We start from the raw sequence: 24,110 nt of genomic DNA, 5'->3' as shown, positions 1-24,110 counted from the left end.
GCGGGGCGGCGGTGGGGAGCCGGTCACCTGAGGAAGGACGCTAAACCTGACCGTCACGGGTTGGTGATGGATTGTCCGCAACTGGCCCTTGTGTTCCGCGTGTGACCGTATGTGACCGGCGGGGGATCGGTGCGGGCCGGTTCATGGGGGCAGTGAGGCCCCGGCTAGGCTCGCCGGTCATGGACGTACTCATCCACCTCTTCGTCGGCCTGCACATCATCGGCATCGCCTCGCTTCTCGGTGGGTTCCTCACCCAGATGAAGGCGATGGGCAAGGGAACGGCCCGGTTCGTCCCGGCGATGCTGCACGGTGCGCTGACCATGCTGGTCACGGGTGTCGTCCTGGTGGGCCTGAATCAGGCGGACGACAACACCGTGAACAACATCAAGATCGGCGTGAAGCTCGCGCTGCTGATCGTGATCCTCGGCCTCGTGTACGTGAAGCGGGACGACGAGAAGGTGGACAAGGGCCTCTTCGGCCTCGTCGGCCTCCTGACCACCGCGAACATCTTCATCGCGGTGCTCTGGACCTGAGCCGGCGTGCTGCTCCGGACCTGAACGTCCCGATCAGGGTGGCGAGCCACGCGGCCACCGCGATCCACACCAGCACCTGCCCCGGCCCTCTGAGCCAGGGCACATCGGCGGCGGCGCCCACGGACAGTGCCGCCGCCGCTGCCATTCCCAGAGGGAAGACCGTCGACCAGCGCCGCACGTCGTAGCGCGGCCGGGGCCACCGCACCTCCGCCAGCGCCAGCACCACGTACCAGGCCATATCGAGCGCGAGCAGCAGAAAGCTCATGGTGCGCAGGGCGCCCGTGTCGTCCTCGTTCCACAGACCCGTAGCGACGAGCTTCGACGCGGCGAGGGCGGAGATGGCGAGCGCGCCGCCCGCGACCCACTGGTCCCCGGCGCCGGAGGCCACCTCGCGCAGGTCGAAGTGGAGCAGTGCGAAGCAGTACAGGACGACCCCGCCCCAGAAGAGCACCATCCCGGTGTACGCGAGCCAGTGCGCGCCGACCGCGGGCGCGAGCGTCGCCGCCAGGACGACGAGGCCCTGCGTCGCGACACAGCCGAGGAACACGCCCCCCGGCATCCGCGGCTCCCAGCGCCGTACGACGTTGATCAGGAGCGCCGGCCAGACGAGCGCGGCCAGGGCGAGGAGCGCCTCGGCCAGGGTCTGCCAGCCGAACATGGAGATCCGGGTGCCGAGGACGGTCGTCGCCGCGACCGCGGTGAGCGCGGGCGGGGTGCCGGCCTCGGACTGCCAGCGGTCGCGCTCCCGCACCAGCCGGTTCGCGAAGTCCGCCGCGAGGGCGAGCCAGAGGGCCGCGGCGAGCACCAGCATGATGCCCGACAGCACCGAGTGACCGGTCAGGTTCAGGCCGACCGAGATGATGCCGGTGGCCATGACGGCGGCGCCGGCGGCCGGCGGGAGCTGGGACCACGTGGGTCCGGGACGTGAGGTTGCGTTCGGGCCGCGCACCGCCCGAACGTAACCCCACGAAGCCGGTCAGGCCGGGCGCACCACGCTGTGGATCGGCATGTAGTAGATCGACTCGACGCGGACGTTCGCGCCCGGCTTGGGGGCGTGGATCATCTTGCCGTCGCCGATGTAGATGCCGACGTGGCTGATGTCGTCGTAGAAGAAGACCAGGTCACCGGGCTGGGCGTTGGCCGTGGTGACGGTCGTGCCGACCTTGACCTGGTCCCAGGTCGTGCGCGGCAGCGATATGCCGGCCGCCTTCCACGCGGCCTGCGTGAGGCCCGAGCAGTCGTACGAGTCCGGGCCGGTGGCGCCCCACACGTACGGCTTGCCCATCTGTGACTCGGCGAAGTCGATGACCTTCGCGGCCTTGGCGGCGTAGCCGGTGCCGGTGCTTCCGGAGCCCGTACCCGTACCCGAACCGCTGCCGGTACCCGGGTCCTCCTTCTGGCGTGCCTCCTCGGCCGCCTTGCGCTTGGCCTCCGCCTCGGCCTGCTGACGCGCCAGCTCCTCCGCCTTCTTCCTGGCGGCCTCCTGCTTCTTCTTCTCGATCGCCGCGAGCCGCGCCTTCTCCTCTGCGGTCAGCTTCGACAGGAGTTGCCGGGCATCGCCGAGCTTCTGCTGGACGTCCCTCTTCGTGCTCCTGAGCGTGGCCTGCGAAGTGGTCAGCGTCTCCAGGCTCTTGGCCGCCTCGGTGCGCTTCTTCGTGGTGGCGGCCTGCTCGGTCTGGTAGTCGTCGACGGCCTTCTTCTGGCGGCTCGTGAGCCGGCTCATCAGCTGGTCCTGGTCGAAGTAGTCCTGCGCGTCGTCGGCGAGGAGCAGCGTCGCGGTGTCGGAGACGGCGCCCGTGCGGTACTGGGCGGCGGCGAAGGTGCCGAGCTCCTGGCGGGCCTTGTTGAGCTTCTCGGTGCGCTGCGCGACGTCGTCGAGCAGGTCGCCGACGCGCTTCTGCTGCTTGGTGGTGCGCTCCTTGGCCGCGTTGTACTTCTCCGTGGCGACGCCCGCCTGGTGGTAGAGGGTGTCGACCTTCTTCTGGACCTCTTCCAGGCTCGGCTTCGGCGGCGCGGAGGGGGCAGCGGTCGCGCTCTGCGAGAGCAGGGCGATGGACGTGAGGGCCGCCGTGGTGATTCCGACGACAGGGGCCGTGCGGGGACCGGCTGTCCTGCTGCGCGGCTTGCGGTGCGACGCCAAGGGGCGCGTCTCCTTCCCATGACCGCCTACCGGGTTAGCTGTCGGGTTCGGGCGGAGATTCGGAAGGCTGCCCTACGGCCGCGCCCTGACGGGTCGTCGGCCGATTCACCCCAAAGGTCGTGGGTCCCCGGTTCCATGCCTCTCGGCGTACTGAACTCAGCGGGGGCGACCCGTTCGCGGCGCGGTTGCCGGCGGGGGGACGGGCGGCCCGCGGAGCACGCTAGCCAACTCGTGTGGCTGCTGTGAAGGTTGATGTTCGATATGCCCGATACATTTTCGTGACCTTCGGCAATCTTGTTCGTGACCTCCGGTAACTCTCACGGAGGGTGATTCCCGCACTACGAGAGGTGGCCGGGCCCGCGAAGTCGGGGGGAAGTTTCCGGGGCGGCCGTGGGTGTCAGTGGGGCGGCCTAGACTCGTAGAGCGATGAGCAGCCTCTTTGACGACAGCTTCCTGGCGGACCTCACGGCTTCGAAGGCCAGTGAGGAGCATGCCCCGCCGCCGCCCGAGGACGACACGGCTCCGGAGCACGTTCCGGACGACCTGTTCGGCGGGAAATTCGACGTGCCTCCGGCCAGAGACGCGTACTACCGCGGCGGCGCCCCCCGCCCGGCGCTCGACCCGGCGGCGCTCCTCGACGGGCTGAACGAGAACCAGAAGGCCGCCGTCGTCCACGGCGGCTCCCCGCTGCTCATCGTGGCGGGCGCGGGTTCCGGCAAGACCCGCGTGCTCACGCACCGCATCGCGTATCTCCTCGCCGAGCGCGGTGTGCACCCCGGCCAGATCCTCGCGATCACGTTCACGAACAAGGCCGCGGGCGAGATGAAGGAGCGCGTCGAGTCCCTCGTCGGCCCGCGGGCGAACGCGATGTGGGTGTCGACGTTCCACAGCGCCTGCGTCCGTATCCTGCGCCGCGAGTCGAAGAAGCTCGGCTTCACATCGTCGTTCTCGATCTACGACGCCGCCGACTCCAAGCGCCTCATGGCCCTGGTCTGCCGCGACCTCGACCTGGACCCGAAGAAGTTCCCGCCGAAGTCCTTCAGCGCCAAGATCTCGAACCTGAAGAACGAGCTCATCGACGAGGAGGACTTCGCAGCTCAGGCCGCCGACGGCTTCGAGAAGACCCTCGCCCAGGCCTACGCGATGTACCAGTCCCGCCTCCGCGAGGCGAACGCGCTGGACTTCGACGACCTGATCATGACGACGGTAAACCTCCTGCGCGCCTTCCCGGACGTCGCCGAGCACTACCACCGGCGCTTCCGCCACGTCCTGGTCGACGAGTACCAGGACACGAACCATGCGCAGTACGCGCTGGTCAGGGAGCTGGTGGGGTCGGCCGGCAGCGTCCGCGCGGAGGACGAGCCGCCCCGCACGGACGACCTCCCGCCGGCCGAGCTGTGCGTCGTGGGTGACGCCGACCAGTCGATCTACGCGTTCCGCGGAGCCACCATCCGCAACATCCTCCAGTTCGAGGAGGACTACACCGACGCGACGACGATCCTGCTCGAGCAGAACTACCGCTCGACGCAGACCATCCTCTCCGCGGCCAACGCGGTCATCGAGCGCAACGAATCCCGCCGCCCCAAGAACCTGTGGACGAACGCGGGCGCGGGCGCGCAGATCACCGGCTACGTCGCGGACACCGAGCACGACGAGGCGCAGTTCGTCGCCGACGAGATCGACCGGCTCACGGACGCGCGCGACGCGAAGGCCGGCGACGTCGCCGTCTTCTACCGGACGAACGCGCAGTCCCGTGTCTTCGAAGAGATCTTCATCCGCGTCGGCCTGCCCTACAAGGTCGTCGGCGGAGTCCGCTTCTACGAGCGCAAGGAGGTCAGGGACGTCCTGGCCTATCTGCGGGTGCTCGCCAACCCCGAGGACTCCGTCCCCCTGCGCCGCATTCTCAATGTGCCGAAGCGCGGCATCGGCGACCGCGCCGAGGCGATGATCGATGCGCTCTCCCAGCGCGAGAAGATCTCCTTCCCGCAGGCGCTGCGCCGCGTCGACGAGGCATACGGCATGGCGGCCCGCTCGACGAACGCGGTGAAGCGGTTCAACACGCTGATGGAGGACCTCCGCACGATCGTTGAGTCGGGCGCGGGCCCGGCCACGGTCCTGGAGGCCGTACTCGAACGGACCGGCTATCTCGCCGAGTTGCAGTCGTCGACGGACCCGCAGGACGAGACGCGCATCGAGAACCTTCAGGAACTCGCGGCCGTGGCACTGGAGTTCGAGCAGGAGAGCGCGACGGCGGACGGCGCGGCCGAGGGTGAGGGCGAGGCGAGCGTCGGTACGCTCTCCGAGTTCCTGGAGCGGGTCGCGCTCGTCGCCGACTCCGACCAGATCCCGGACGAGGAGGACGACGGCTCCGGCGTCATCACGCTGATGACACTGCACACGGCCAAGGGCCTTGAGTTCCCGGTCGTCTTCCTGACCGGCATGGAGGACGGCGTCTTCCCGCACATGCGCTCCCTCGGCCAGGTCAAGGAGCTGGAGGAGGAGCGCCGGCTCGCCTACGTCGGCATCACGCGCGCGCGTGAGCGCCTGTATCTGACGCGCTCCACGCTGCGCAGCGCCTGGGGCCAGCCCTCGTACAACCCGCCGTCGCGCTTCCTGGAGGAGATCCCGGACGCGCATCTGGAGTGGAAGCGGACCGGCGCCATGGCGCCCGCCAAGTCGGCGGGACCGACGAGCGGCATCGCTGCGTCCCTCTCGTCGTCGCGCTCGCGCTCGACACCGGCGTTCGCCACACGCCGGGCGACGGAGAAGCTCGTCGTCGCGCTCTCGGTGGGAGACCGGGTCACGCACGACCAGTTCGGCCTCGGCACGGTCGTCGGCGTCAAGGGCACGGGGGCGAACGCGGAGGCGACGGTCGACTTCGGCGAGCCCAAGCCGAAGCGCCTGCTGCTGCGGTACGCGCCGGTGGAGAAGCTGTAGGGAAGGCCGCTGACGGGAGGCTCGGCCCTACGTCGGGTCGAGCCCGTGGCTGCGGAGCCACGGGAGCGGGTCGACGGCCGAGCCGCCGCCGGGACGCACCTCGAAGTGCAGGTGCGGACCGGTGGAGTTGCCGGAGTTCCCGGAGTGCGCGATGACGTCACCGGCTTTGACCGGTCCGCTCATCACGGTGTGGCTGGAGAGGTGGCAGTACCAGGTCTCCGTGCCGTCCTTCGCCGTCAGGATCGTCATGTTCCCGTACGCGCTGTTCCACTGCGTACGGACGGTGCCGTCGGTCGCGGCCATCACCGGGGTGCCGTACGAGACGGGGAAGTCGATGCCGGTGTGCACGGACATCCAGTTGATGCCGGCCTGCCCGTAGTACGCGCTCAGCCCGCGCTGCTTGACCGGGAGGACGAACTTGGGCCGCAGGCGCTCCTTGCGCGCCGCTTCCTCCGCCGCCTGCTTCCGCTCGGCCTGCTGCTTGGCCCTGAGGTCGATACGTTCCTGGGTGCGGCTCGCCCGGTCGGCGAAGTCGCCCGCGTCCGCGGAGAGGCCCGCGAGCTGGGTGTCGAGCTTGTTGTTGGCGACGGAGGGCTTCACGGCGGTCGCGTCGGGCGCGGAGGCCGCCGTCGTGTCCTTGCTGTCGTCGCCGCCGAGCCCGCCGACGGAGGCCGCGGCGACTCCCGCGACGCCCATCACGCACACCGAGGGCACCGCGACCGTGAGCAGCGCGGAGCGCTTGGCGGGGGAGCGGCGGCGGGAGCGTGCGCGCTGGGCCGGCGTGACCGGGGCGGGCCGCTCGTTGCGGGCGACGATTTCCTCGACGTCGTCGAGGCCGTCGCCGTAGCTGTCGTGGTGACTGTCGTCGTGGCTCAACTCCGGCTCGGGGGCGTCGGGTTGGCCGTAGTCGTGCCGGGCGTCGGGGGCGCTGTCGTCACCTTCGGCGCCCGCGGAGTTCCATGCGGTGGCGTCGTACGCGCCGGTGTCGAAGACCGGCGCTTCGAAGGTCTGCGTCGCGAAGGGCTGGGCCTCAAATGCCTGCGTCTCATAGGCCTGCGTCTCATAGGCCTGCGCGTCGAACGCCTGGGTCTCGAACGCCTGGGTCTCGAAGGCCGCCGGCGCCTGGAACGTCTGCGTGACGAACGCGTCCTGCGTGGTGAATCCCTGCGCCTGCGCCCCGAAGGCGTTCGCGTCCCACTGCCCGGACTGGTCCGCCCACGCGCTGTTGTCCCACTGGCCGGAATGGTCCGGTCCGGACTGGGCCGGAATACCGCCGAGTTGCTCGTGAGCGGCGGTCCCCCAGACAGCGGTGGTGTCGTAGCTGCCGGTGCCGTACGCGGCGGCGTGCTGCTGCGCCGCGTACGGGTCGTGCTGCTGGGGTTCCTGCGTCGTCAGAGTCTGGTGCGCGCCGGTCGACCACTGACTGTTGTCGTACGCGCCGGTGTTGTGCGCGCCGGGCAGGTCGCCGAAGAGGGGGTCGGCGGCGAAACCGCCGGTGGCGTAGCCGTCGTAACCGGTGTGGCCGCCGTACTGGGCGCTCTGCTGGTCATATGCAGCGTAGGGCGCGTAGTCGGCGTCCTGAGCCGGGGCCGGGGTGGTCTGAGTCCCCGACGGGTGACGGTCGTTCACCAACTTCTCTTTCGCCTCGACAACAGGGGCTGCCAGAGCAGTGCGGTGACTGTACCCGGCGGTACGCGGGCACGACAATCTTCAGCAGGTTTCCCGCTCGCAGGAAACGGGCATTCGGCCGTCTTTCGGCGGACTGTGGGCAGAGCTTTGGCCCAGCGTTCGAGAATCGTTCGACGTTTGGCCAGTTCGGGGACCGTTCCGGGGGCAGGTTCAGGCCAGAGTCAGGCGACCGTCAGGCCGTTCACCGCGTCGGTGGTGCGCCCTCCTTCCGCCTCCTCGGCGTCGAGTGCCTGTCGGATGCCGGCGGCGACCGCCGGGTGGACGGGGAGCGCGAGGTGTCCGACGCCCGTGACACGGACGTTCTGCGCGATCAGGTCGGGGTGGTCGATGCAGGCCGTCTCCAGCGGAACCATGATCTGGTCGAGGTCGCTCCAGAAGCTCACGAAGTGGGTGCGGCAGCCGGGGGCGGGCCGCGACAGCTCCTCGATGACGGTCGAGCCGGGCCGCATCTGCCGGACGATCGGGTGCGCGTCCATCAGCGGCGCGACCGTGGTCCCGCTGTGCGGGGTGCCGAGCGACACGAGGGTGCGTACGCGCAGATCGCCGCCCAGGCACTGCACGTAGTAACGGGCGATGAGGCCGCCGAGGCTGTGCCCCACGATGTCCACGCGGTCGTGGCCCGTGCGTTCGCAGATCTCCTCGACATGGCGGGCGAGCAGCGCGGCGGCGGTGCGGATGTCGTAGGTCAGCGGCGAGTAGTTGAGGGACTCCACGTGGTGCCGGCCGTGCTGGGCGAGCGAGCGGCGCAGCAGGACGAAGACGGAGCGGTTGTCGATGAAGCCGTGCAGGAGAAGAACAGGCGGCTTGCTCTCGGCGGCCGGCAGGCGGGCGCTGCACGTGTTGTGGGTGTTGTCGGTGCTGTGAGCGTCTTGGGTGCCAGGACCGGGCAGGGTGGCGCTCTCCGTCAGGTACGAGGCCTCGTCGTCCCCCTCGGCCATGTCCTCCGGGGTGGGGGCGTAACGCAGCGGAGGGAGCGCGGGGGCGCTCCTGCGCTCCTGGATGATGCCGGACGGGTACAGGAGGAGGTGCCCGGCGAGAATCGCGACCTCGAGAGCGGTCGCCTTCAGCAGAGAGACGGAGACTCCGGTCAGTCTGGCGGGGAACACCAACCTGGCGGGGATCAGCTGACAGAGCGGGCGAAAAGGCAGGATCCTCGTTACTTCCATGGCCGACCTCCCGTCGGCACCCGGGAAAACGGCTCTGTCTCCCGTGTGCCCTCATGGGAAGCATGCGCCGAGGTGGCCGACGATGCGCGTCGTACGCGGGCAGTGATCCATTGGTGCCCGTGAGTGACGGTCGCGGTGTGTCACGAAATAACCGTACGTACCGCCCCGCTGATGCGCGCCGTGCCGCCCGCCGCGCGGCCGGCGGCGGTGTGGTGCGGCTGTCTCTTTGCGGCTCCCCTTGCGCCGGTCGCTCCCCGTATGCGGCTTCTGAGCCGCCTGCGGAGGCTGTGGCGCGCAGCGAACGTGTCCCATCGTGTGATTTCCCCCTCGCTCCGCACCGCGAAACGGCCGGTTGCGGGATGCTGTCGATAACGTTCGTTCACTTCCCGGGTACGCATCAGGTCAGGTATCGGGTAGAAGTCGCTTCATGGAGGCAGTGATGGGTGTGGCAGCCGGTCCGATCCGCGTGGTGGTCGCCAAGCCGGGGCTCGACGGTCACGATCGCGGGGCCAAGGTGATCGCGCGGGCGCTGCGCGACGCCGGTATGGAGGTCATCTACACCGGCCTGCACCAGACGCCGGAGCAGATCGTCGACACGGCGATCCAGGAGGACGCCGACGCGATCGGTCTCTCGATCCTCTCCGGGGCGCACAACACGCTCTTCGCACGCGTCATCGAGCTCCTCGTGGAGCGCGACGCCGCGGACATCAAGGTGTTCGGCGGCGGGATCATCCCCGAGGCGGACATCGCTCCGCTCAAGGAGAAGGGCGTCGCGGAGATCTTCACCCCGGGCGCGACGACGGCGTCGATCGTGGACTGGGTCAACGCGAACGTCCGCCAGCCTGCCGGGGCTTGATCCCTCCGGCCCCTCCCGGGTGAGGGCGCAGGGGTGCCGGTTCGGTGCGTGGGTCGTGCTCCGCCCGAACCGGACAGTTCCCCTGCTCTCCCTCGCCGGGTGCCTCCAGCGCTTACGTCCCTCTCAACTCGTCCCGCATCGCCCGCCGCAGGCGCAATGTGCTGACCAGCCGCTGGAACGCTTCCGACCAGTAGCCGCCGGCTCCGGGGGCCGCGTCCTCCGGTTCGTCCGGGGTGGCGGTGAGGCCGTCGAGGCGGGACGCCTCCGCGGGATCCAGGCAGCGTTCGGCCAGGCCCATGACGCCGCTGAAGCTCCAGGGATAACTGCCCGCGTCCCGCGCGATGTTCAGCGCGTCGACCACTGCCCGCCCGAGTGGCTCGGCCCACGGCTGGGCGCAGACCCCGAGCAACTGGAACGCCTCGGACAGGCCGTGCGTCGCGATGAACCCCGCCACCCACTCGGCGCGTTCGCCGTCGGGCAGCGCGCCGAGGAGCTTCGCCCGTTCGGACAGGGATACGGCGCCGGGGCCTCCGGCATCCGGTGACGCGGGCGCGCCCAGGAGCGCGCGCGACCATACGGCGTCCCGCTGGCGCACCGCGGCCCGGCACCACGCGGCGTGCAGTTCGCCCTGCCAGTCGTCGGCCACCGGCAGCGCGACGATCTCTTCCGGAGTGCGGCCTCCGAACCGCGCGGTCCAGCCGCCGAGTGGCGTCGCCTCGACCAACTGGCCCAGCCACCACGACCGTTCGCCCCGGCCTGTCGGCGGCTTGGCGACTACGCCGTCGCGCTCCATGCCCGCGTCGCACTCGTGCGGCGCCTCGACGGTGATCGTCGCCGCGCCCTGGGTGCGGTCGACGGCGACGCAGGAGGCGGCGCGCGACGCCATCCGGGCCGCGAGCGCCGAGCCGGGGAGTGCCGAGAGCAGCTCCGCGGCGGTGGCTCTGACGTTGCGGCTGCGGTCGGACAACGCCTGTTCCAGGAACGGCTCGTCGGTGTCGGTAAGCCCCGACCGCAGCGAGTCGAGGAACATCAGCCGGTCCTCGGCCCGCTCGGCGGACCAGGTGGTGACGAGCAGTTCGCGTGCCGCTGCTGGGCTGTGCGCACGTACTGCTGCCAGGAGCGTGACCCGCTCGGCGAACAGGCCCTCGTCCCACAGACGTTGCACGTCGGCCGCATCCCCGGGCGCCGGGAGCGCTGTGCCGCCGCCGGGGGTGGAGCGCAGCGCGAATCTCCAGTCGGGGTTCAGCCGGGCCAGCCACAGCGCGCGCGGGCCGGCGAACGTGAGGGCCTGCGGCCGCAGATCCGTGCGCCCGCGGGCCGCGTCGAGGAGTGCGGGGAGGAGATCCGGAGGCGGCGCGTACCCCTGTTCGTTGGCCCCGGCCAGCCACTGGGGCAGCAGCTCCATCAGGTCGGGGGCCGTTCCACGGCGACCGCCTCCGGCGCCGGGGCGGTCGGTGAGCAGCATCGCGAGTCTGCGCCGCGCGGGGGCCGGGAGCGGGGGCCGCGGGTCGTCCGCCGCCCGTGCCGGGGGCGCGGCAGCGGGCGCGGGCCGCAGCCCGGCCCGCCGTCGTACGGTCTGTACGGCGGCGGCGTCGAGAAGCGCGGTGGGTGCGTCGGCGCCGGTCGAGTGCCCTGGTGGTGTCCGCCGGTCCGTTCCGAGCAGGGCCACGGTAACCAGTTCTTCCCATGGGTCACCGATGGCGGTGGCGGTGGTGGTGCTCGTGGCCGTGGCGTCGGCGGTCGAAGGTCCGTTCATGTCGCTCCTCTCCATGGAATGGGTCCGCCTGGTTGTCTCCGTCGTCTTTGTCGTCCGGCTCGTCAGCACAGCGTCACCGCTTCTCCCGGGCCTTCGGGCCAGGCCGTGAGAGGGGTGAAGCCTCGGTGGCCGCATTCGCCGAAGACGGTGACCGGGGCTCCGCCGGACAGCGCGGCCAGCCGCCACAGCCCGGGACCCGACGCCGCCTTCGGAGTGATCGGGACCGCCAGTCGTTCCGAAGCCGGTCGCTCCAAGTCGTCGTCCGAGTCCGCCAGTTGCCAGCCGCCGCTTGCCTCGTCCGGGGTCGGTATGACCCGGCTCAGCGTCACCGGCCAGGACTCCAGCCATGGGTCGCGGCCCAGCGCGTCCCCGTACCGCGTCGCCGCCTCCGCCACGCCTGCCCCCTTGGGCCGTACGGGACTTGGGGCCGGCGCCGCGAACTGTTCGCCCAGGTCGGCGCGGAGCTGTCCGTCTCCCGCGTACGCGGTGAGCTCGGCGTCCAGTGCAAGGCCGACCGGCAGCGAGAGCGCCGGGGCGCGGCCCGCCGCCCCGTAGGAAAGGAGGAGCGCCGTGTGGCCGGACTCCGTCCCGTACAGCCATATCCGACGTGTGGTGAGCCGGCTGTCGGCCGTGTCGTACTGCGCCAGGACCAGCCATCGGTCCCGGGTGGGCCGCCCGTCCGCCGATGACGGCAGCCCGATGCGGGAGCGGACCGTCGCCGCGAGTCCGGCGGGGAGCAGGTCGCGGCGCAGCCAGCCGCGGTCGAGGAGGTGCAGCAGCGCGCATTCCTCCAGGAGCCGCACCGGCCAGTCGGGGCCGGACGCGGGTATCGATCCCAACTCCCTTACGCGCGCGGCCAGTCCGGGCGCCTGCGCGTCCACCATGCGGGCCGCCGTCTCCTCCCACATCCCGTAACCGGCCTGCTCGGCCGAGGCGAGGCCACCGCGCAGCAGGTCCGCGAGCCGCTGCTCCAGCTCGCTCGCGCCCGCCGTGACCCGCTCGGCACGGCGCTCGGCCCTGCGGCGCGCGGCCTCGGGATCAGCGGCAGCGCCCCCGGCCGCATCCGTCTCCCGCTTGGTCTGTGCCCGCTTCCTGCGCCCTTCGGCCCACTGCTCCGCCCAGTCCGGAAGCGTCTGCGCGTCCGGCACCGAGCCGTCCGCCCCCGCCCACAGCAGGAGCAGCCCGAGTGCGTGCTTGCACGGGAACTTACGGCTCGGACAACTGCACTTGTAGGCCGGGCCCGCCGCGTCCGCGACATCCACGACCGTCTGATACGGCTTGCTGCCACTGCCCTTGCAGAGCCCCCACACCATCCCCTCGCCCGAACTTCCCGCCTCGGACCACGGCCCGGCGACGCCGAGTTTGCTTCCCGCCTTGCGTGACGGAGCGTCAGGCGCCAGTGCCAGCACCTGGTCCGCCGTCCAGCGCACCCCCTGCTGAGTCATGTTCTCGAAGGTAGGTCCCGCCACTGACAATCGCCGGTGTCGCGGGTGTTGGCGCAGGTCAGAGGCGTGCGGCCGGTGATTGTCAGTGGCGTGGTGCACGGTGGAGTCACATCCCGGCCGAGTGCTCGGGATGTGCCGGACGTGCCGGCTGAGCCCGGCCGAGATCGAGGGGGATCGCCATGACCGTGTCCGTCGAACCGACCGAGAAGAGCGCCGCGTCCGCGGGGGATCAGGGAGCCGCGCAGGCGCTGCGGCCGCATGCCGAAGACGCCTTCGCCGTCGAACTCGCGGCGCTGGCCGCGCAGGACGACCGGCCGCGCCCGGAGCGCTGGCGTCTCTCGCCGTGGGCCGTCGCCACGTATCTGCTCGGCGGGACGCTGCCCGACGGGACCGTCATCACACCGAAGTACGTGGGGCCGCGCCGCATCGTCGAGGTCGCCGTCACCACGCTCGCCACGGACCGCGCCCTGCTGCTGCTCGGCGTGCCGGGCACCGCGAAGACATGGGTCTCCGAGCATCTCGCGGCGGCCGTCAGCGGCGACTCGACGCTGCTCGTCCAGGGCACGGCGGGCACCCCCGAGGAGGCGATCCGGTACGGGTGGAACTATGCGCGGCTGCTCGCGCACGGCCCCAGCCGCGACGCCCTCGTGCCCAGCCCCGTCATGCGCGCCATGTCCGAGGGCATGACGGCCCGGGTCGAGGAGCTGACCCGCATCCCGGCCGACGTGCAGGACACGCTGATCACGATCCTGTCGGAAAAGACCCTGCCGATACCGGAGTTGGGTCAGGAGGTGCAGGCCGTCAGGGGCTTCAACCTGATCGCCACGGCGAACGACCGGGATCGGGGGGTCAACGACCTGTCGAGCGCGCTGCGCCGCCGCTTCAACACCGTGGTGCTTCCGCTGCCGGAGAGCGCTGAGGCGGAGGTCGACATCGTCTCGCGCCGCGTCGACCAGATCGGCCGCTCCCTCGACCTGCCGGCCGCTCCGGACGGTTCGGACGAGATCCGCCGCATCGTCACGGTCTTCCGCGAGCTGCGCGGCGGCGTCACCGAGGACGGGCGTACGAAGCTGAAATCGCCGAGCGGCACGCTGTCCACTGCAGAGGCGATTTCCGTCGTGACGAGCGGGCTCGCGCTGGCCGCCCACTTCGGGGACGGGGTGCTGCGGCCGTCGGACGTCGCGGCGGGCATCCTCGGGGCCGTCGTCCGTGACCCGGCCGCGGACCGGGTGATCTGGCAGGAGTACCTGGAGGCCGTGGTGCGTGAGCGGGACGGCTGGAAGGACTTCTACCGCGCGTGCCGTGAGGTGAGCGTATGAGCGAGCGGGGGAGGGGGCCGCTGATGCTCGGGGTGCGCCATCACGGCCCCGGTTCGGCCAGGGCTGTGAGGGCCGCGCTCGACGCAGCCGGTCCGGGTGTCGTCCTGGTCGAGGGGCCGCCCGAGGCGGACGCCCTGGTGTCGCTCGCCGCCGACGAGGGCATGGTGCCGCCGGTCGCGCTGCTGGCGCATGTCGTGGACGAGCCGGGGCGTTCCGCGTTCTGGCCGCTCGCCGAGTTCTCCCCGGAGTGGGTTGCGATCCGCTGGGCCCTGGAGCGGGACGTGCCGGTCCGTTTCATCGACCTGCCGGCGGCGCACAGCCTGGCCCTGCGCGGGCAGGCCGAGATGTCGGACGGCCCCGAGGGGGGCGGCGAGCAGGGAGAGGGCCAGAGCGGGGAGGACGTCAGGGAGGCGATGCGTGTCGATCCGCTCGCAGTGCTCGCCGAGACCGCGGGACACGACGACCCGGAGCGCTGGTGGGAGGACGTCGTCGAGCACCGGGCCGGGGCGGGGGACGCGTTCGCGCCGTTCGAGGCGCTCGGCGAGGCGATGGGGGCGCTGCGGGAGGAGTACGGCGACGGGGGGCACGAGCGGGACCTCGTGCGGGAGGCCCATATGCGCCTTCAACTGCGTGCCGCACAGAAGGAGTTCGCGGACGGGGTCGCGGTGGTGTGCGGTGCGTGGCACGTTCCGGCGCTGCGCGTGAAGACGACCGTCGCCGCAGACCGGGCCGTCCTCAAGGGACTGCCCAAGGCCAAGGTCGACATGACCTGGGTGCCCTGGACGCACCGCCGTCTCGCGCGGGCCGGGGGATACGGAGCGGGCATCGACTCGCCCGGCTGGTACGGGCATCTGTTCAGCGCCCCGGACCGGCCCGTCGAACGCTGGATGACCAAGGTCGCCGGGCTGTTCAGGGACGAGGACAGGATCGTGTCGCCGGCACACGTCATCGAGGCGGTGCGGCTGGCCGAGACGCTCGCCGCGATGCGGGGCCGTCCGCTGGCTGGGCTGACCGAGACGACGGACGCGATCCGCGCCGTGATGTGCGAGGGGTCGGACGTACCCCTGTCGCTCGTCCACGACAAGCTCGTCGTGGGGGACGTGCTCGGCGAGGTCCCGGACGCGGCGCCCGCCGTGCCGCTGCAACGCGACCTCACACGGCTCCAGCGCTCCCTGCGGCTCAAACCGGAGGCACTGGAGCGGGAGTTGGAGCTCGACCTGCGCAAGGAGACCGACGCGGCGCGCAGCCGGCTCCTGCACCGGCTCCGCCTCCTCGACGTCGGCTGGGGCGAGCCGGCACGGTCCGTGCGCGCCTCCACCGGCACGTTCCGGGAGACCTGGCGGCTGCGCTGGGAACCCGAGCTGTCCGTGCGCGTCGCCGAGGCGGGGGTCTGGGGCACGACCGTGCTCTCGGCCGCCACCGCCAGAGCCGAGGCGGACGCGATCGGCGCACAGGCCCTCGCCGACGTCACGGCCCTCGCCGAGCGCTGCCTCCTCGCCGAACTGCCGGAAGCCCTCCCGGTGGTGATGCGCGTACTGGCCGACCGCGCCGCGATGGACGCGGACGTCGGCCATCTCGCCCAGGCCCTGCCCGCCCTCGTCCGCTCCCTGCGCTACGGCGACGTGCGGGGCACGGACACCCAGGCACTGAGCGAGGTCGCGGCCGGTCTCGCCGAGCGCGTCTTCGTGGGCCTGCCACCCGCGTGCGCGGGGCTCGACGGGGACGCCGCGGCCGAGATGCGCGGGCATGTGGACGCGGTCCACGCGGCGGTGGGGCTCCTGGAGGACGACGGGACGGCCGGACACAGAGGTCGCTGGCACTCCGTGCTGAGGGTCCTCGCCGCACGCGACAGCGTGGCCGGCGTGATCCGGGGGCGGTGCGCGCGCCTGCTCCTCGACGACGGGCAGCTGGCCGAGGGCGAGGCCGCGCGGCTGATGGGGCTCGCCCTCTCGCCCGGCACCGGGCCCGCCGAGGCCGCCGCCTGGATCGAGGGGTTCGTCGGCGGCGGCTCCGGCGGCGGGCTGCTCCTCGTACACGACGAGCGGCTGCTCACGCTCGTCGACGACTGGCTGACGGGCGTCTCCGCCGACGCGTTCACGGACGTACTGCCGCTGCTGCGCCGCACGTTCTCCGCCTACGAATCCGGTGTGCGCCGCACGCTGGGCGAGCTGGTGCGGCGCGGGCCCGCGGGGGCGGGACCCGCGGCGGCCGTGGGCACGGCACCGCCGGGGTTCGCGCCCGGCCTCGACCAGGCGCGCGCGGACGCGGTGCTGCCCGTGCTGCGGCTCCTGCTCGGGACGGACGACGCGGACGCCGACGCCACATCCGGCTCCGGCTCCGGATCCGACTCCGGTTCCGGTCCCGGCCGGGGTGACAACGACCTTGTGGGGGTGGCCTGATGGCGGTCGACCAGGTGGACGAGCTCAGCAGGGGAGCCCGGGACGAGCGGATGCGGCGCTGGCGGCTCGTGCTCGGCGGGGACGAGGCGGACGGCACCGGCTGCGCACTCGGCGGCCAGGACGCGGCGATGGACGGGGCCCTGACCGCGCTCTACGGGAGAGGGGACAAGAAGGAGGAGGGGCGGGGGCGCGACCGTGCGGCCGGCCTCGGGGCGTCCGCGCCGTCCGTGGCGCGCTGGCTCGGCGACATCCGGACGTACTTCCCGTCCTCCGTCGTCCAGGTCATGCAGCGCGACGCCATCGACCGCCTCGGCCTGTCCGCTTTGCTGCTCGAACCGGAGATGCTGGAAGCAGTCGACGCCGACGTGCACCTCGTCGGCACGCTGCTCTCCCTCAACAAGGCGATGCCGGAGACGACGAAGGAGACCGCACGCGCCGTCGTGCGCAAGGTCGTCGAGGACCTGGAGAAGCGCCTCGCCACGCGGACCCGCGCGACGCTCACGGGAGCGCTCGACCGCAGCGCCCGTATCAACAGGCCCCGCCACCACGACATCGACTGGAACCGCACGATCGCGGCCAACCTCAAGAACTATCTGCCGGAGTACCGCACGGTCGTCCCCGAGCGGCTCATCGGATACGGCCGCGCGTCCCAGTCGGTGAAGAAGGAGGTCATCCTCTGCATCGACCAGTCGGGCTCGATGGCGGCGTCCGTCGTCTACGCCTCCGTGTTCGGCGCCGTGCTGGCCTCAATGCGGTCCATCAACACCAGGCTCGTCGTGTTCGACACGGCCGTCGTCGACCTCACCGACCAGCTCGACGACCCGGTCGACGTCCTGTTCGGCACGCAGCTCGGCGGCGGCACCGACATCAACAGAGCGCTCGCGTACTGCCAGTCGCAGATCACCCGCCCCGCCGAGACCGTCGTCGTCCTCATCAGTGACCTCTACGAAGGCGGCATCCGGAACGAGATGCTGAAGCGGGTCGCCGCGATGAAGGCGTCGGGAGTGCAGTTCGTCACGTTGCTCGCGCTGTCCGACGAGGGGGCGCCCGCGTACGACAGGGAGCACGCGGCGGCGCTCGCGGCCTTGGGAGCACCGGCCTTCGCGTGCACTCCGGATCTCTTCCCGGAGGTGATGGCGGCGGCGATCGAGAAGCGGCCGCTGCCGATACCGGACTCCGGGAACCCGGCGCACGGGAAGCCGTAAATCCGGACATGACTACCCATCGGTAACAGGGGGCTTGCGCAACCTCGGGCGTCCCGTGCAAGGATCGGCGCGGCCGTTCTCATCCCCGCGCCCACGCGTCCCGCGTCCCCGCGCCCCTCGTACGGGAGGGTTCCCCCACCTTGACTTCCCCGATCGCTCTGCCTGTTGCTGCTCCGCGCGTCGTGCGCGCAGCGGCCGGGCGGCGTGCGCTGAACGTGGCGCTCCGGGTGATGTTCCTTGCGGGCGGCCTGATCGTGTTCGGCCTGCTGTGCGGGGGAAGGGCGCATGCGGCGGAGGGAGTTCTGCCGCCGACGGAGGCCGCTGGCGAGCAGACGGTTCACACAACCGTTCACGCAACCGCTCACGCAACCGCTCACGCGCAGGTTCACGCATCCGTCCCCGAGCGGGCGGCACACGACACGCCTCCCGCCACCGGTTCCCGAGCAGTCGGGGCCGTGCGGGAGCAAGCCGTTGAGCCCGTCCGGACCCGCGTGGCCGAGCCGGTCCGGACCCAGGTCGCCGCACCCGCCGTACGAGAAGTACGCGAAGTACGCGAAGTACGGGGAACGGTCCGGGACGCCGTGCGGGAAGAGGTCCGGGAAGTGGGTGAGTTCGCCGGAGGGATCGTGGGCGAGCTCGCCGACGAGGCTCCGCCGCGGTTCCTGCCCGCACCGCCGTCGATGCCGGGCCTGCCCGGCGAACCCGGCACCCCCGGTCCGGCAAGGGACGGCGCCCACGCGGCACCGGCTCCGAGCGCCGAAGCTGCCCATGCGACCGCCGGGCACAGTGATGCCGCGCGGCCCGGCAAGCGAGAGGCCGCCGAAGCCGTCGGTGACGTGTTCGCCCCGGCAGGCGGCAACGTACCCGTACGGACCCCGGCCGAACAGGCGGCCGGAACCTCGACTCCCGCCCCCGCCCCCGCGTTCCCCAGTGGCAGCGCGGTCGGCCAGTCGGCGGGGGACGGCAGTTCGACGCGGCACTCCGATCTCGCCGCGGCAGCCTTCGGCAGCGGCGCGACGGCCCGGCTGCTGTCCGGGGCGACGGCGTCGTCCCACGCCGCGCCCACCCGCGACAGGCACCGAGACATCCCCGAATTCCCCGGCTAGGGCAGCCCGTTCCCCGCACGTGACCTGCCGCGCGGGGGCGGCACAGGTCTGCCCGCCGACCGGACCACTCCGGCCGGACGCCGCCGGCCCACCGCTGGACCACTCCAGCGCGGGACCGGAACATGAGAATTCGAAGGATCTGACGCAAGCATGAACAAGAACATCCGCCGTTCCATCGTGATAGCCGCCGGCGTCTCCGGTGCGTGGGCGCTCGGTTCCGCCGTCGCCAGCGCCGACGAAATGCCCGCCCACTCCGTGGCGGTGCCGGACCTGGCCGGTGACGTGGTCGCCGACGTGCAGGGCACGGTCTCCCACGTCCAGGGCACCGTCGACGACGTCACCCACGGCACCGTCGGCTCGGTCACCGGCAAGGCCCAGGACACCGTGGCGGGCGTGACCGGCCAGGCCCGGACGACCGCGTCCGGCGCCGCCTCCACCGTCTCCGGAACCGTCTCCGGCACCGCCGCCAAGGCCGCTCCCCAGGCCGGTCGGGCCGTCACCGGCGCCCAGGGCACCGTCCGGCACGCCGACGCCCGCGTCGAGGCCGCCGCCGCGCACGCCAAGCAGCAGGCCCGCACCTACGTCGAGGGCGTCACCACCGTCGCCGACACCGCCCGCACCGCCGCCGCCCGCGCCGCGCACGCCCACACCGCCGGGGTCCCGAACGTGTCGGCCGACGCCGTCGCGCAGAACGCCGGCGCCCGGGCCGCAACCGTCCAGGACGGCGCCACCCAGGAGATCGACTACCTGTTCGGCCCCCTGTCCGCGTTCGCCCCCGACGTCGACCGCACGGTGACCGGCGCGCAGGGCCAGGTCCAGGGCGCCACCGCCCGGGTCCAGGGCATCGCCGCCCAGGCGTACGGCACCGCGGCGCAGGTCCCGGGCTACGCCCAGAACGTCCCGGCCACCGCCTCCGGCACCGTGGGCGGAGTGACGACCGCCGCCGGTCCCGTCGTCGACGAGACCTCGGCCGCGGTGCTTCCCCCCATCGCCGCGACCGCCGTGCACGGCGTGGTCCCGGTCGCCGGACAGGCCGTCGGTGACGTCGGCACGCTCGCGGGCGGTGCGGTCGGCGACGTGACGCCGTTCGCCGGTGGCGTCGTCAGCCACGTCTCGCCGCTGGCGGACGGGGTCGTGGGCCAGGTCCAGCCCTTCGCGCAGTCGGTCGTCGCGGACGACGTGACGCCGTTCGCGGGCGGTGTCGTCGGCGCGGTCCAGCCCCTCGTGCAGGCCGTGTACGACCAGGTGCAGCCGGTCGTGCAGGGTGTCGGCGGCAGCGCGACGTACCTGGCGCAGGGCGTCGTGGGCGACGTCGCGCCGTTCGCCGGTGGTGTGGTCGGCGACGTGACGCCGTTCGCCGGCGGGGTCGTCGGTGAGGTCTCGCCGTTCGCGCAGGACCTGACCGGCACGGTCGGCGCCGACGCGCAGCCGCTCGCCGGGAACGCGGTCCAGGGCGTCCAGGGCGTGGCCGCCTCGGTCGCCCCCAGCTACCTGACGAACGCCACGGACGCCGCCGCCAACGGATTCGGCATCTGAGGTTCCGCATCTGATGAAGTCCGCCTCCGCAACCGCGGAACGCGTCGGCGGACTGAAGCCGGCGGACTGAAGCCGGTGGACTGAAGTCGACGGACTGAAGTCGGCGGACTGTAATACGTCGTCTGCGGGCAGCCGGGGACCGGAGTGACAAGCCGGGCCCGGCCCGGCAGATGGCGGCGGGTGGTCCCCATTGGGGTGAGGATCACCCGCCCGGGCCCTTCCCGGTCCGGCGGCAGGGCTCTCCAGGTCCTCCCATCGGGTCTTTCAGGGGCTCTCAGGGGCCCCACCGGGCGCACCCCAGGCCGGTGGGGCCCCGCTCTGTGACTGTTATCACCGCTCAGGTGTGATCTGCGATTTAGGGACCCCGGGCGAGCGGCGATAACCTGCGAGACGGACATGCCGCGTACCGGACTCCGTCCTACGCCTCCCCTGTGACAGCGCAGTCACGTTGCCCTTCGCGGCACGCCCACGCAGACAGCTGACCACAAAGCAGCGAGATCGCAGCGAGATCACGGAAAAGGGACGGACGCGCGTGGACCTGTTCGAGTACCAGGCGAGGGACCTCTTCGCCAAGCACGGTGTACCGGTGCTGGCCGGTGAAGTCATCGACACGCCTGAGGCGGCGCGCGAGGCCACCGAGCGACTGGGCGGCAAGTCGGTCGTCAAGGCGCAGGTGAAGGTCGGCGGCCGTGGCAAGGCAGGCGGCGTCAAGCTCGCCGCCACCCCGGACGAGGCCGTCGCCCGCGCGACGGACATCCTCGGGATGGACATCAAGGGCCACACGGTCCACAAGGTGATGATCGCCGAGACCGCTCCGGAGATCCTCGAGGAGTACTACGTCTCGTACCTCCTCGACCGCACCAACCGCACCTTCCTCGCCATGGCGTCCGTCCAGGGCGGCGTGGAGATCGAGGTCGTCGCGGAGGAGAACCCCGACGCCCTCGCGAAGGTGCCGGTCGACGCCAACGAGGGTGTCTCCAAGGAGAAGGCCCAGGAGATCGTCGCCAAGGCGAAGTTCCCGGCCGAGGTCGCCGACCAGGTCGCCGACATCCTCGTCACCCTGTGGGACACCTTCATCAAGGAGGACGCCCTCCTCGTCGAGGTGAACCCGCTCGCCAAGGTCGCCTCCGGCAAGGTCATCGCCCTTGACGGCAAGGTCTCCCTCGACGAGAACGCGGACTTCCGCCAGCCCGAGCACGAGGCGCTCGAGGACAAGGACGCAGCCAACCCGCTCGAGGCTGCCGCCAAGGCCAAGAACCTCAACTACGTCAAGCTCGACGGCGAGGTCGGCATCATCGGTAACGGTGCCGGTCTGGTCATGTCGACCCTGGACGTCGTCGCGTACGCCGGTGAGAACCACGGCGGCGTGAAGCCGGCCAACTTCCTCGACATCGGTGGCGGCGCGTCCGCCCAGGTGATGGCGAACGGCCTGGAGATCATCCTCGGCGACCCGGACGTCAAGTCCGTGTTCGTCAACGTCTTCGGCGGCATCACCGCCTGCGACGAGGTCGCCAACGGCATCGTGCAGGCCCTGGCGCTCCTCGCCGACAAGGGCGAAGAGGTCACCAAGCCGCTGGTCGTGCGACTCGACGGCAACAACGCGGAGCTGGGTCGCAAGATCCTCAGCGACGCCAACCACCCGCTCGTCCAGCGTGTGGACACCATGGACGGCGCGGCCGACAAGGCCGCCGAGCTCGCCGCGGCTGCGAAGTAAGGAAGAGGGACTCAGACCACCATGGCTATCTTCCTCACCAAGGACAGCAAGGTCATCGTCCAGGGCATGACCGGTGCCACGGGCATGAAGCACACCAAGCTCATGCTCGGTGACGGCACGAACATCGTCGGCGGCGTGAACCCGCGCAAGGCCGGCACCTCCGTCGACTTCGACGGCACCGAGGTCCCGGTCTTCGGCACGGTCGCCGAGGCGATCGAGAAGACGGGCGCCAACGTCTCCGTCCTCTTCGTGCCGCCGGCCTTCTCCAAGGCCGCCGTCGTCGAGGCGATCGACGCCGAGATCCCCCTCGCGGTCGTCATCACCGAGGGCATCGCCGTCCACGACTCCGCCGCCTTCTGGGCGTACGCGAAGTCGAAGGGCAACAAGACCCGCATCGTCGGCCCGAACTGCCCCGGTCTCATCACCCCGGGCCAGTCGAACGCCGGCATCATCCCGGGCGACATCACGAAGCCGGGCCGCATCGGCCTGGTCTCGAAGTCCGGCACGCTGACGTACCAGATGATGTACGAGCTCCGTGACCTCGGCTTCTCCTCCGCCGTCGGCATCGGTGGCGACCCGGTCATCGGTACGACGCACATCGACGCCCTCGAGGCGTTCGAGGCCGACCCCGACACCGACCTGATCGTCATGATCGGCGAGATCGGCGGCGACGCCGAGGAGCGTGCGGCGGACTACATCGCCAAGCACGTCACCAAGCCGGTCGTCGGCTACGTCGCGGGCTTCACCGCCCCCGAGGGCAAGACGATGGGTCACGCGGGCGCGATCGTGTCCGGCTCTTCTGGCACCGCACAGGCCAAGAAGGAGGCCCTCGAGGCCGCCGGCGTGAAGGTCGGCAAGACGCCGACCGAGACGGCCAAGCTGGCGCGCGAGCTGCTCTCGTAGTTCCGTCACCTGCCTGACATCAGTGGGCCCGCACCCTTCCGGGGGTGCGGGCCCACTGTCGTTCATCCGTGCGGGAAGCCCGTGAGCAAAGCCCGTGAGAGAAGCCCGTACGGGAAGCCCGTGGGGGCTCAGTCGACCTCGGGGGCGAGGCGGTGCAGGCCGCTCTTTGCCGACTTGTGCAGCTTGTCGCGCAGCTTCTTGTCCGCGCGCGTGAGCGGCTCCGGCCCCGTCCGCGGCGGTACGTCGCTGATCACGGCGCCGGGGGCGGGGACGGGTTCGTAGCGGGTCGGGGCGGTGCGCACCGTGAGGGCCGTCGCGCCGATGATCAGGACGGTGAAGGCGATGGCCGAGCGGGTCCAGAACCGGGTCCGGCGCTCGCCGTCCGTGCGGACGAGGGTCGCCTGGGGGGCCTGGAGCTTCTCGGCGCCCGCGAGTTCGGTCAGGCGCCGGTGTAGCTGGTCGGGCACGGCGAGGGCGGGCAGCTGCTCGGCGACGGCCTCCCGCGCGTGGAGCAGCCGCTGCGCCGCCGCGGGCGTGGTGGCCTCAGTCTCGGCCGCGGTCTCGGGCAGATCGAGCCCGACCCCGTCGTAGAGGAGCAGGGTGCGGCGGTACGAGGACGGCAGGCTCAGGAGTACGTCGAGCAGCGCGCGGTCGTCGGCGTCGGCGGGCGGCGCCTCGGGGTGCCGGTGGCTCGGGCGGAGCCGGTGCCAGGGCGACATGGCGTACTCGTACGCGGCGGCCCTGACCCAGCCGGCGGGATCGCGGTCCACGGCGACCTCGGGCCAGCGCTGCCAGGCGAGCTGGAAGGCGCGCTCCACGGACTCCCTGGCGAGGGTGCGGCGGCCCGTGAGGAGGTAGGCCTGGCGGACCAGGCCGGGGGCCGCGTAGGTGTAGAGCCGGTCGAAGGCCTCCGTGGCGTCCTTCGGGGCCGCCGCCGGGCCGGGGTTCTCGCCCGCTTCGGCCTTGGCCGCGGGCAGCACCCACCCTCCGCCGCGCTCCTGGCCCCGGTCGAGCGGGGCGGAGTCCCAGCGTCCGACGGATCGTCTGCTCCGGACGGGCGCTGCCGTGGCGGTGGCCGCGGCCTTGGCGGCCGGCGCTTGTCTCTCCGCTTCGACGCTCGCCAGGAGCTTCGCGTACGTCTCCCTCTTGTGGCCCGTCGGGGTGCTGCGTCCGGATTCCCATGCGCGGACCGTTTCGCGGGTGACGCCTACTTTCGCGGCGACCTGAGCCTGGGTCAGCGACTTCGACTCGCGGAGCCTGCGGCGCTCCTTGGGGGCCGGCAGCGGGGAGGCAGGGCTATGCGTCATAGGGAATTCCACACACCCTTTCGCGTGAAAAACTACATAAACGTATCTTGAGCGACACATCCGGTCTTCGCCTGTTGCGCGGCTAAAGCGTGTGTCATT

At 71.6% G+C, this 24,110-nt stretch carries 17 protein-coding genes and 1 riboswitch; of the genes, 10 read left to right on the top strand and 7 right to left on the bottom strand.

Annotated elements, in window-relative coordinates; translation table 11 throughout:
* Positions 1-179: 179 nt before the first annotated feature.
* Complete coding sequence (locus OHA58_RS13730; protein WP_116510905.1) at positions 180-533, top strand: hypothetical protein; 354 nt, start codon at positions 180-182, stop codon at positions 531-533.
* Here the strand turns inward: OHA58_RS13730 and OHA58_RS13725 are convergent.
* Both OHA58_RS13725 and OHA58_RS13720 read right to left on the bottom strand, forming a co-directional pair.
* Entirely contained in the window at positions 511-1,482 is a 972-nt protein-coding gene (locus OHA58_RS13725; RefSeq protein ID WP_405478960.1) for a tellurite resistance/C4-dicarboxylate transporter family protein, read from the bottom strand. The genes OHA58_RS13730 and OHA58_RS13725 overlap by 23 nt on opposite strands.
* A gap of 27 nt (positions 1,483-1,509) precedes the next feature.
* The gene (locus OHA58_RS13720) at positions 1,510-2,673 is read right to left on the bottom strand and encodes an NlpC/P60 family protein (protein ID WP_405478959.1); all 1,164 of its coding nucleotides are present in this window, start codon (positions 2,671-2,673) and stop codon (positions 1,510-1,512) included.
* 8 nt (positions 2,674-2,681) lie between these two features.
* Positions 2,682-2,845: riboswitch (cyclic di-AMP (ydaO/yuaA leader) on the bottom strand.
* Between the two features lie 254 nt (positions 2,846-3,099).
* On the opposite strand from OHA58_RS13720, the gene pcrA reads away from it, so the two are divergent.
* Positions 3,100-5,610 carry a DNA helicase PcrA gene (gene pcrA / locus OHA58_RS13715; protein WP_405478958.1) on the top strand — a complete coding sequence of 837 codons (2,511 nt, stop codon included), beginning with the start codon at positions 3,100-3,102 and terminating at the stop codon, positions 5,608-5,610.
* Positions 5,611-5,637: 27 nt separating this feature from the next.
* On the opposite strand, the gene OHA58_RS13710 is transcribed toward pcrA, so the two are convergent.
* Entirely contained in the window at positions 5,638-7,239 is a 1,602-nt protein-coding gene (locus tag OHA58_RS13710) for a M23 family metallopeptidase (RefSeq protein WP_405478957.1), read from the bottom strand.
* Positions 7,240-7,460: 221 nt separating this feature from the next.
* Complete coding sequence (locus OHA58_RS13705) at positions 7,461-8,465, bottom strand: lipase family alpha/beta hydrolase (RefSeq protein WP_405478956.1); 1,005 nt, start codon at positions 8,463-8,465, stop codon at positions 7,461-7,463.
* Between the two features lie 439 nt (positions 8,466-8,904).
* On the opposite strand from OHA58_RS13705, the gene OHA58_RS13700 reads away from it, so the two are divergent.
* On the top strand, positions 8,905-9,321 hold the full coding sequence (locus tag OHA58_RS13700) for a cobalamin B12-binding domain-containing protein (RefSeq protein WP_100594811.1): 417 nt from the start codon (positions 8,905-8,907) through the stop codon (positions 9,319-9,321).
* Positions 9,322-9,433: 112 nt separating this feature from the next.
* On the opposite strand, the gene OHA58_RS13695 is transcribed toward OHA58_RS13700, so the two are convergent.
* Both OHA58_RS13695 and OHA58_RS13690 read right to left on the bottom strand, forming a co-directional pair.
* The gene (locus OHA58_RS13695; RefSeq protein ID WP_405478955.1) at positions 9,434-11,077 is read right to left on the bottom strand and encodes a DUF5691 domain-containing protein; all 1,644 of its coding nucleotides are present in this window, start codon (positions 11,075-11,077) and stop codon (positions 9,434-9,436) included.
* A 62-nt stretch (positions 11,078-11,139) separates the two neighbouring features.
* Entirely contained in the window at positions 11,140-12,522 is a 1,383-nt protein-coding gene (locus OHA58_RS13690) for an SWIM zinc finger family protein (RefSeq protein ID WP_405478954.1), read from the bottom strand.
* Positions 12,523-12,701: 179 nt separating this feature from the next.
* Between OHA58_RS13690 and OHA58_RS13685 the strand changes: the two genes are divergently transcribed.
* From OHA58_RS13685 to sucD, 7 genes are all read left to right on the top strand, one after another.
* Positions 12,702-13,841, top strand: a complete 1,140-nt coding sequence (locus tag OHA58_RS13685; RefSeq protein WP_405478953.1) for an AAA family ATPase — start codon at positions 12,702-12,704, stop codon at positions 13,839-13,841.
* Positions 13,838-16,240, top strand: coding sequence for a DUF5682 family protein (locus OHA58_RS13680; RefSeq protein ID WP_405478952.1), 2,403 nt, complete (start codon positions 13,838-13,840; stop codon positions 16,238-16,240). The genes OHA58_RS13685 and OHA58_RS13680 overlap by 4 nt, the downstream gene beginning before the upstream one ends.
* On the top strand, positions 16,240-17,445 hold the full coding sequence (locus tag OHA58_RS13675) for a VWA domain-containing protein (protein WP_405478951.1): 1,206 nt from the start codon (positions 16,240-16,242) through the stop codon (positions 17,443-17,445). The genes OHA58_RS13680 and OHA58_RS13675 overlap by 1 nt, the downstream gene beginning before the upstream one ends.
* Before the next feature lie 491 nt (positions 17,446-17,936).
* On the top strand, positions 17,937-18,551 hold the full coding sequence (locus OHA58_RS13670) for a hypothetical protein (protein WP_405478950.1): 615 nt from the start codon (positions 17,937-17,939) through the stop codon (positions 18,549-18,551).
* 150 nt (positions 18,552-18,701) lie between these two features.
* Complete coding sequence (locus OHA58_RS13665; protein ID WP_405478949.1) at positions 18,702-20,087, top strand: hypothetical protein; 1,386 nt, start codon at positions 18,702-18,704, stop codon at positions 20,085-20,087.
* A 532-nt stretch (positions 20,088-20,619) separates the two neighbouring features.
* Positions 20,620-21,801 carry an ADP-forming succinate--CoA ligase subunit beta gene (gene sucC, locus OHA58_RS13660; RefSeq protein WP_116510889.1) on the top strand — a complete coding sequence of 394 codons (1,182 nt, stop codon included), beginning with the start codon at positions 20,620-20,622 and terminating at the stop codon, positions 21,799-21,801.
* A 21-nt stretch (positions 21,802-21,822) separates the two neighbouring features.
* Positions 21,823-22,704 carry a succinate--CoA ligase subunit alpha gene (gene sucD / locus OHA58_RS13655; RefSeq protein ID WP_405478948.1) on the top strand — a complete coding sequence of 294 codons (882 nt, stop codon included), beginning with the start codon at positions 21,823-21,825 and terminating at the stop codon, positions 22,702-22,704.
* A gap of 128 nt (positions 22,705-22,832) precedes the next feature.
* Here sucD and OHA58_RS13650 read toward each other — a convergent pair whose 3' ends face one another.
* Entirely contained in the window at positions 22,833-24,011 is a 1,179-nt protein-coding gene (locus OHA58_RS13650; RefSeq protein ID WP_405478947.1) for a helix-turn-helix domain-containing protein, read from the bottom strand.
* Positions 24,012-24,110: the final 99 nt, after the last annotated feature.

Source organism: Streptomyces sp. NBC_00009, from assembly GCF_045040855.1.
Classification (GTDB): Bacteria; Actinomycetota; Actinomycetes; order Streptomycetales; family Streptomycetaceae; genus Streptomyces; species Streptomyces aureus.
This window is presented reverse-complemented; position numbering and strand designations above follow the sequence as displayed.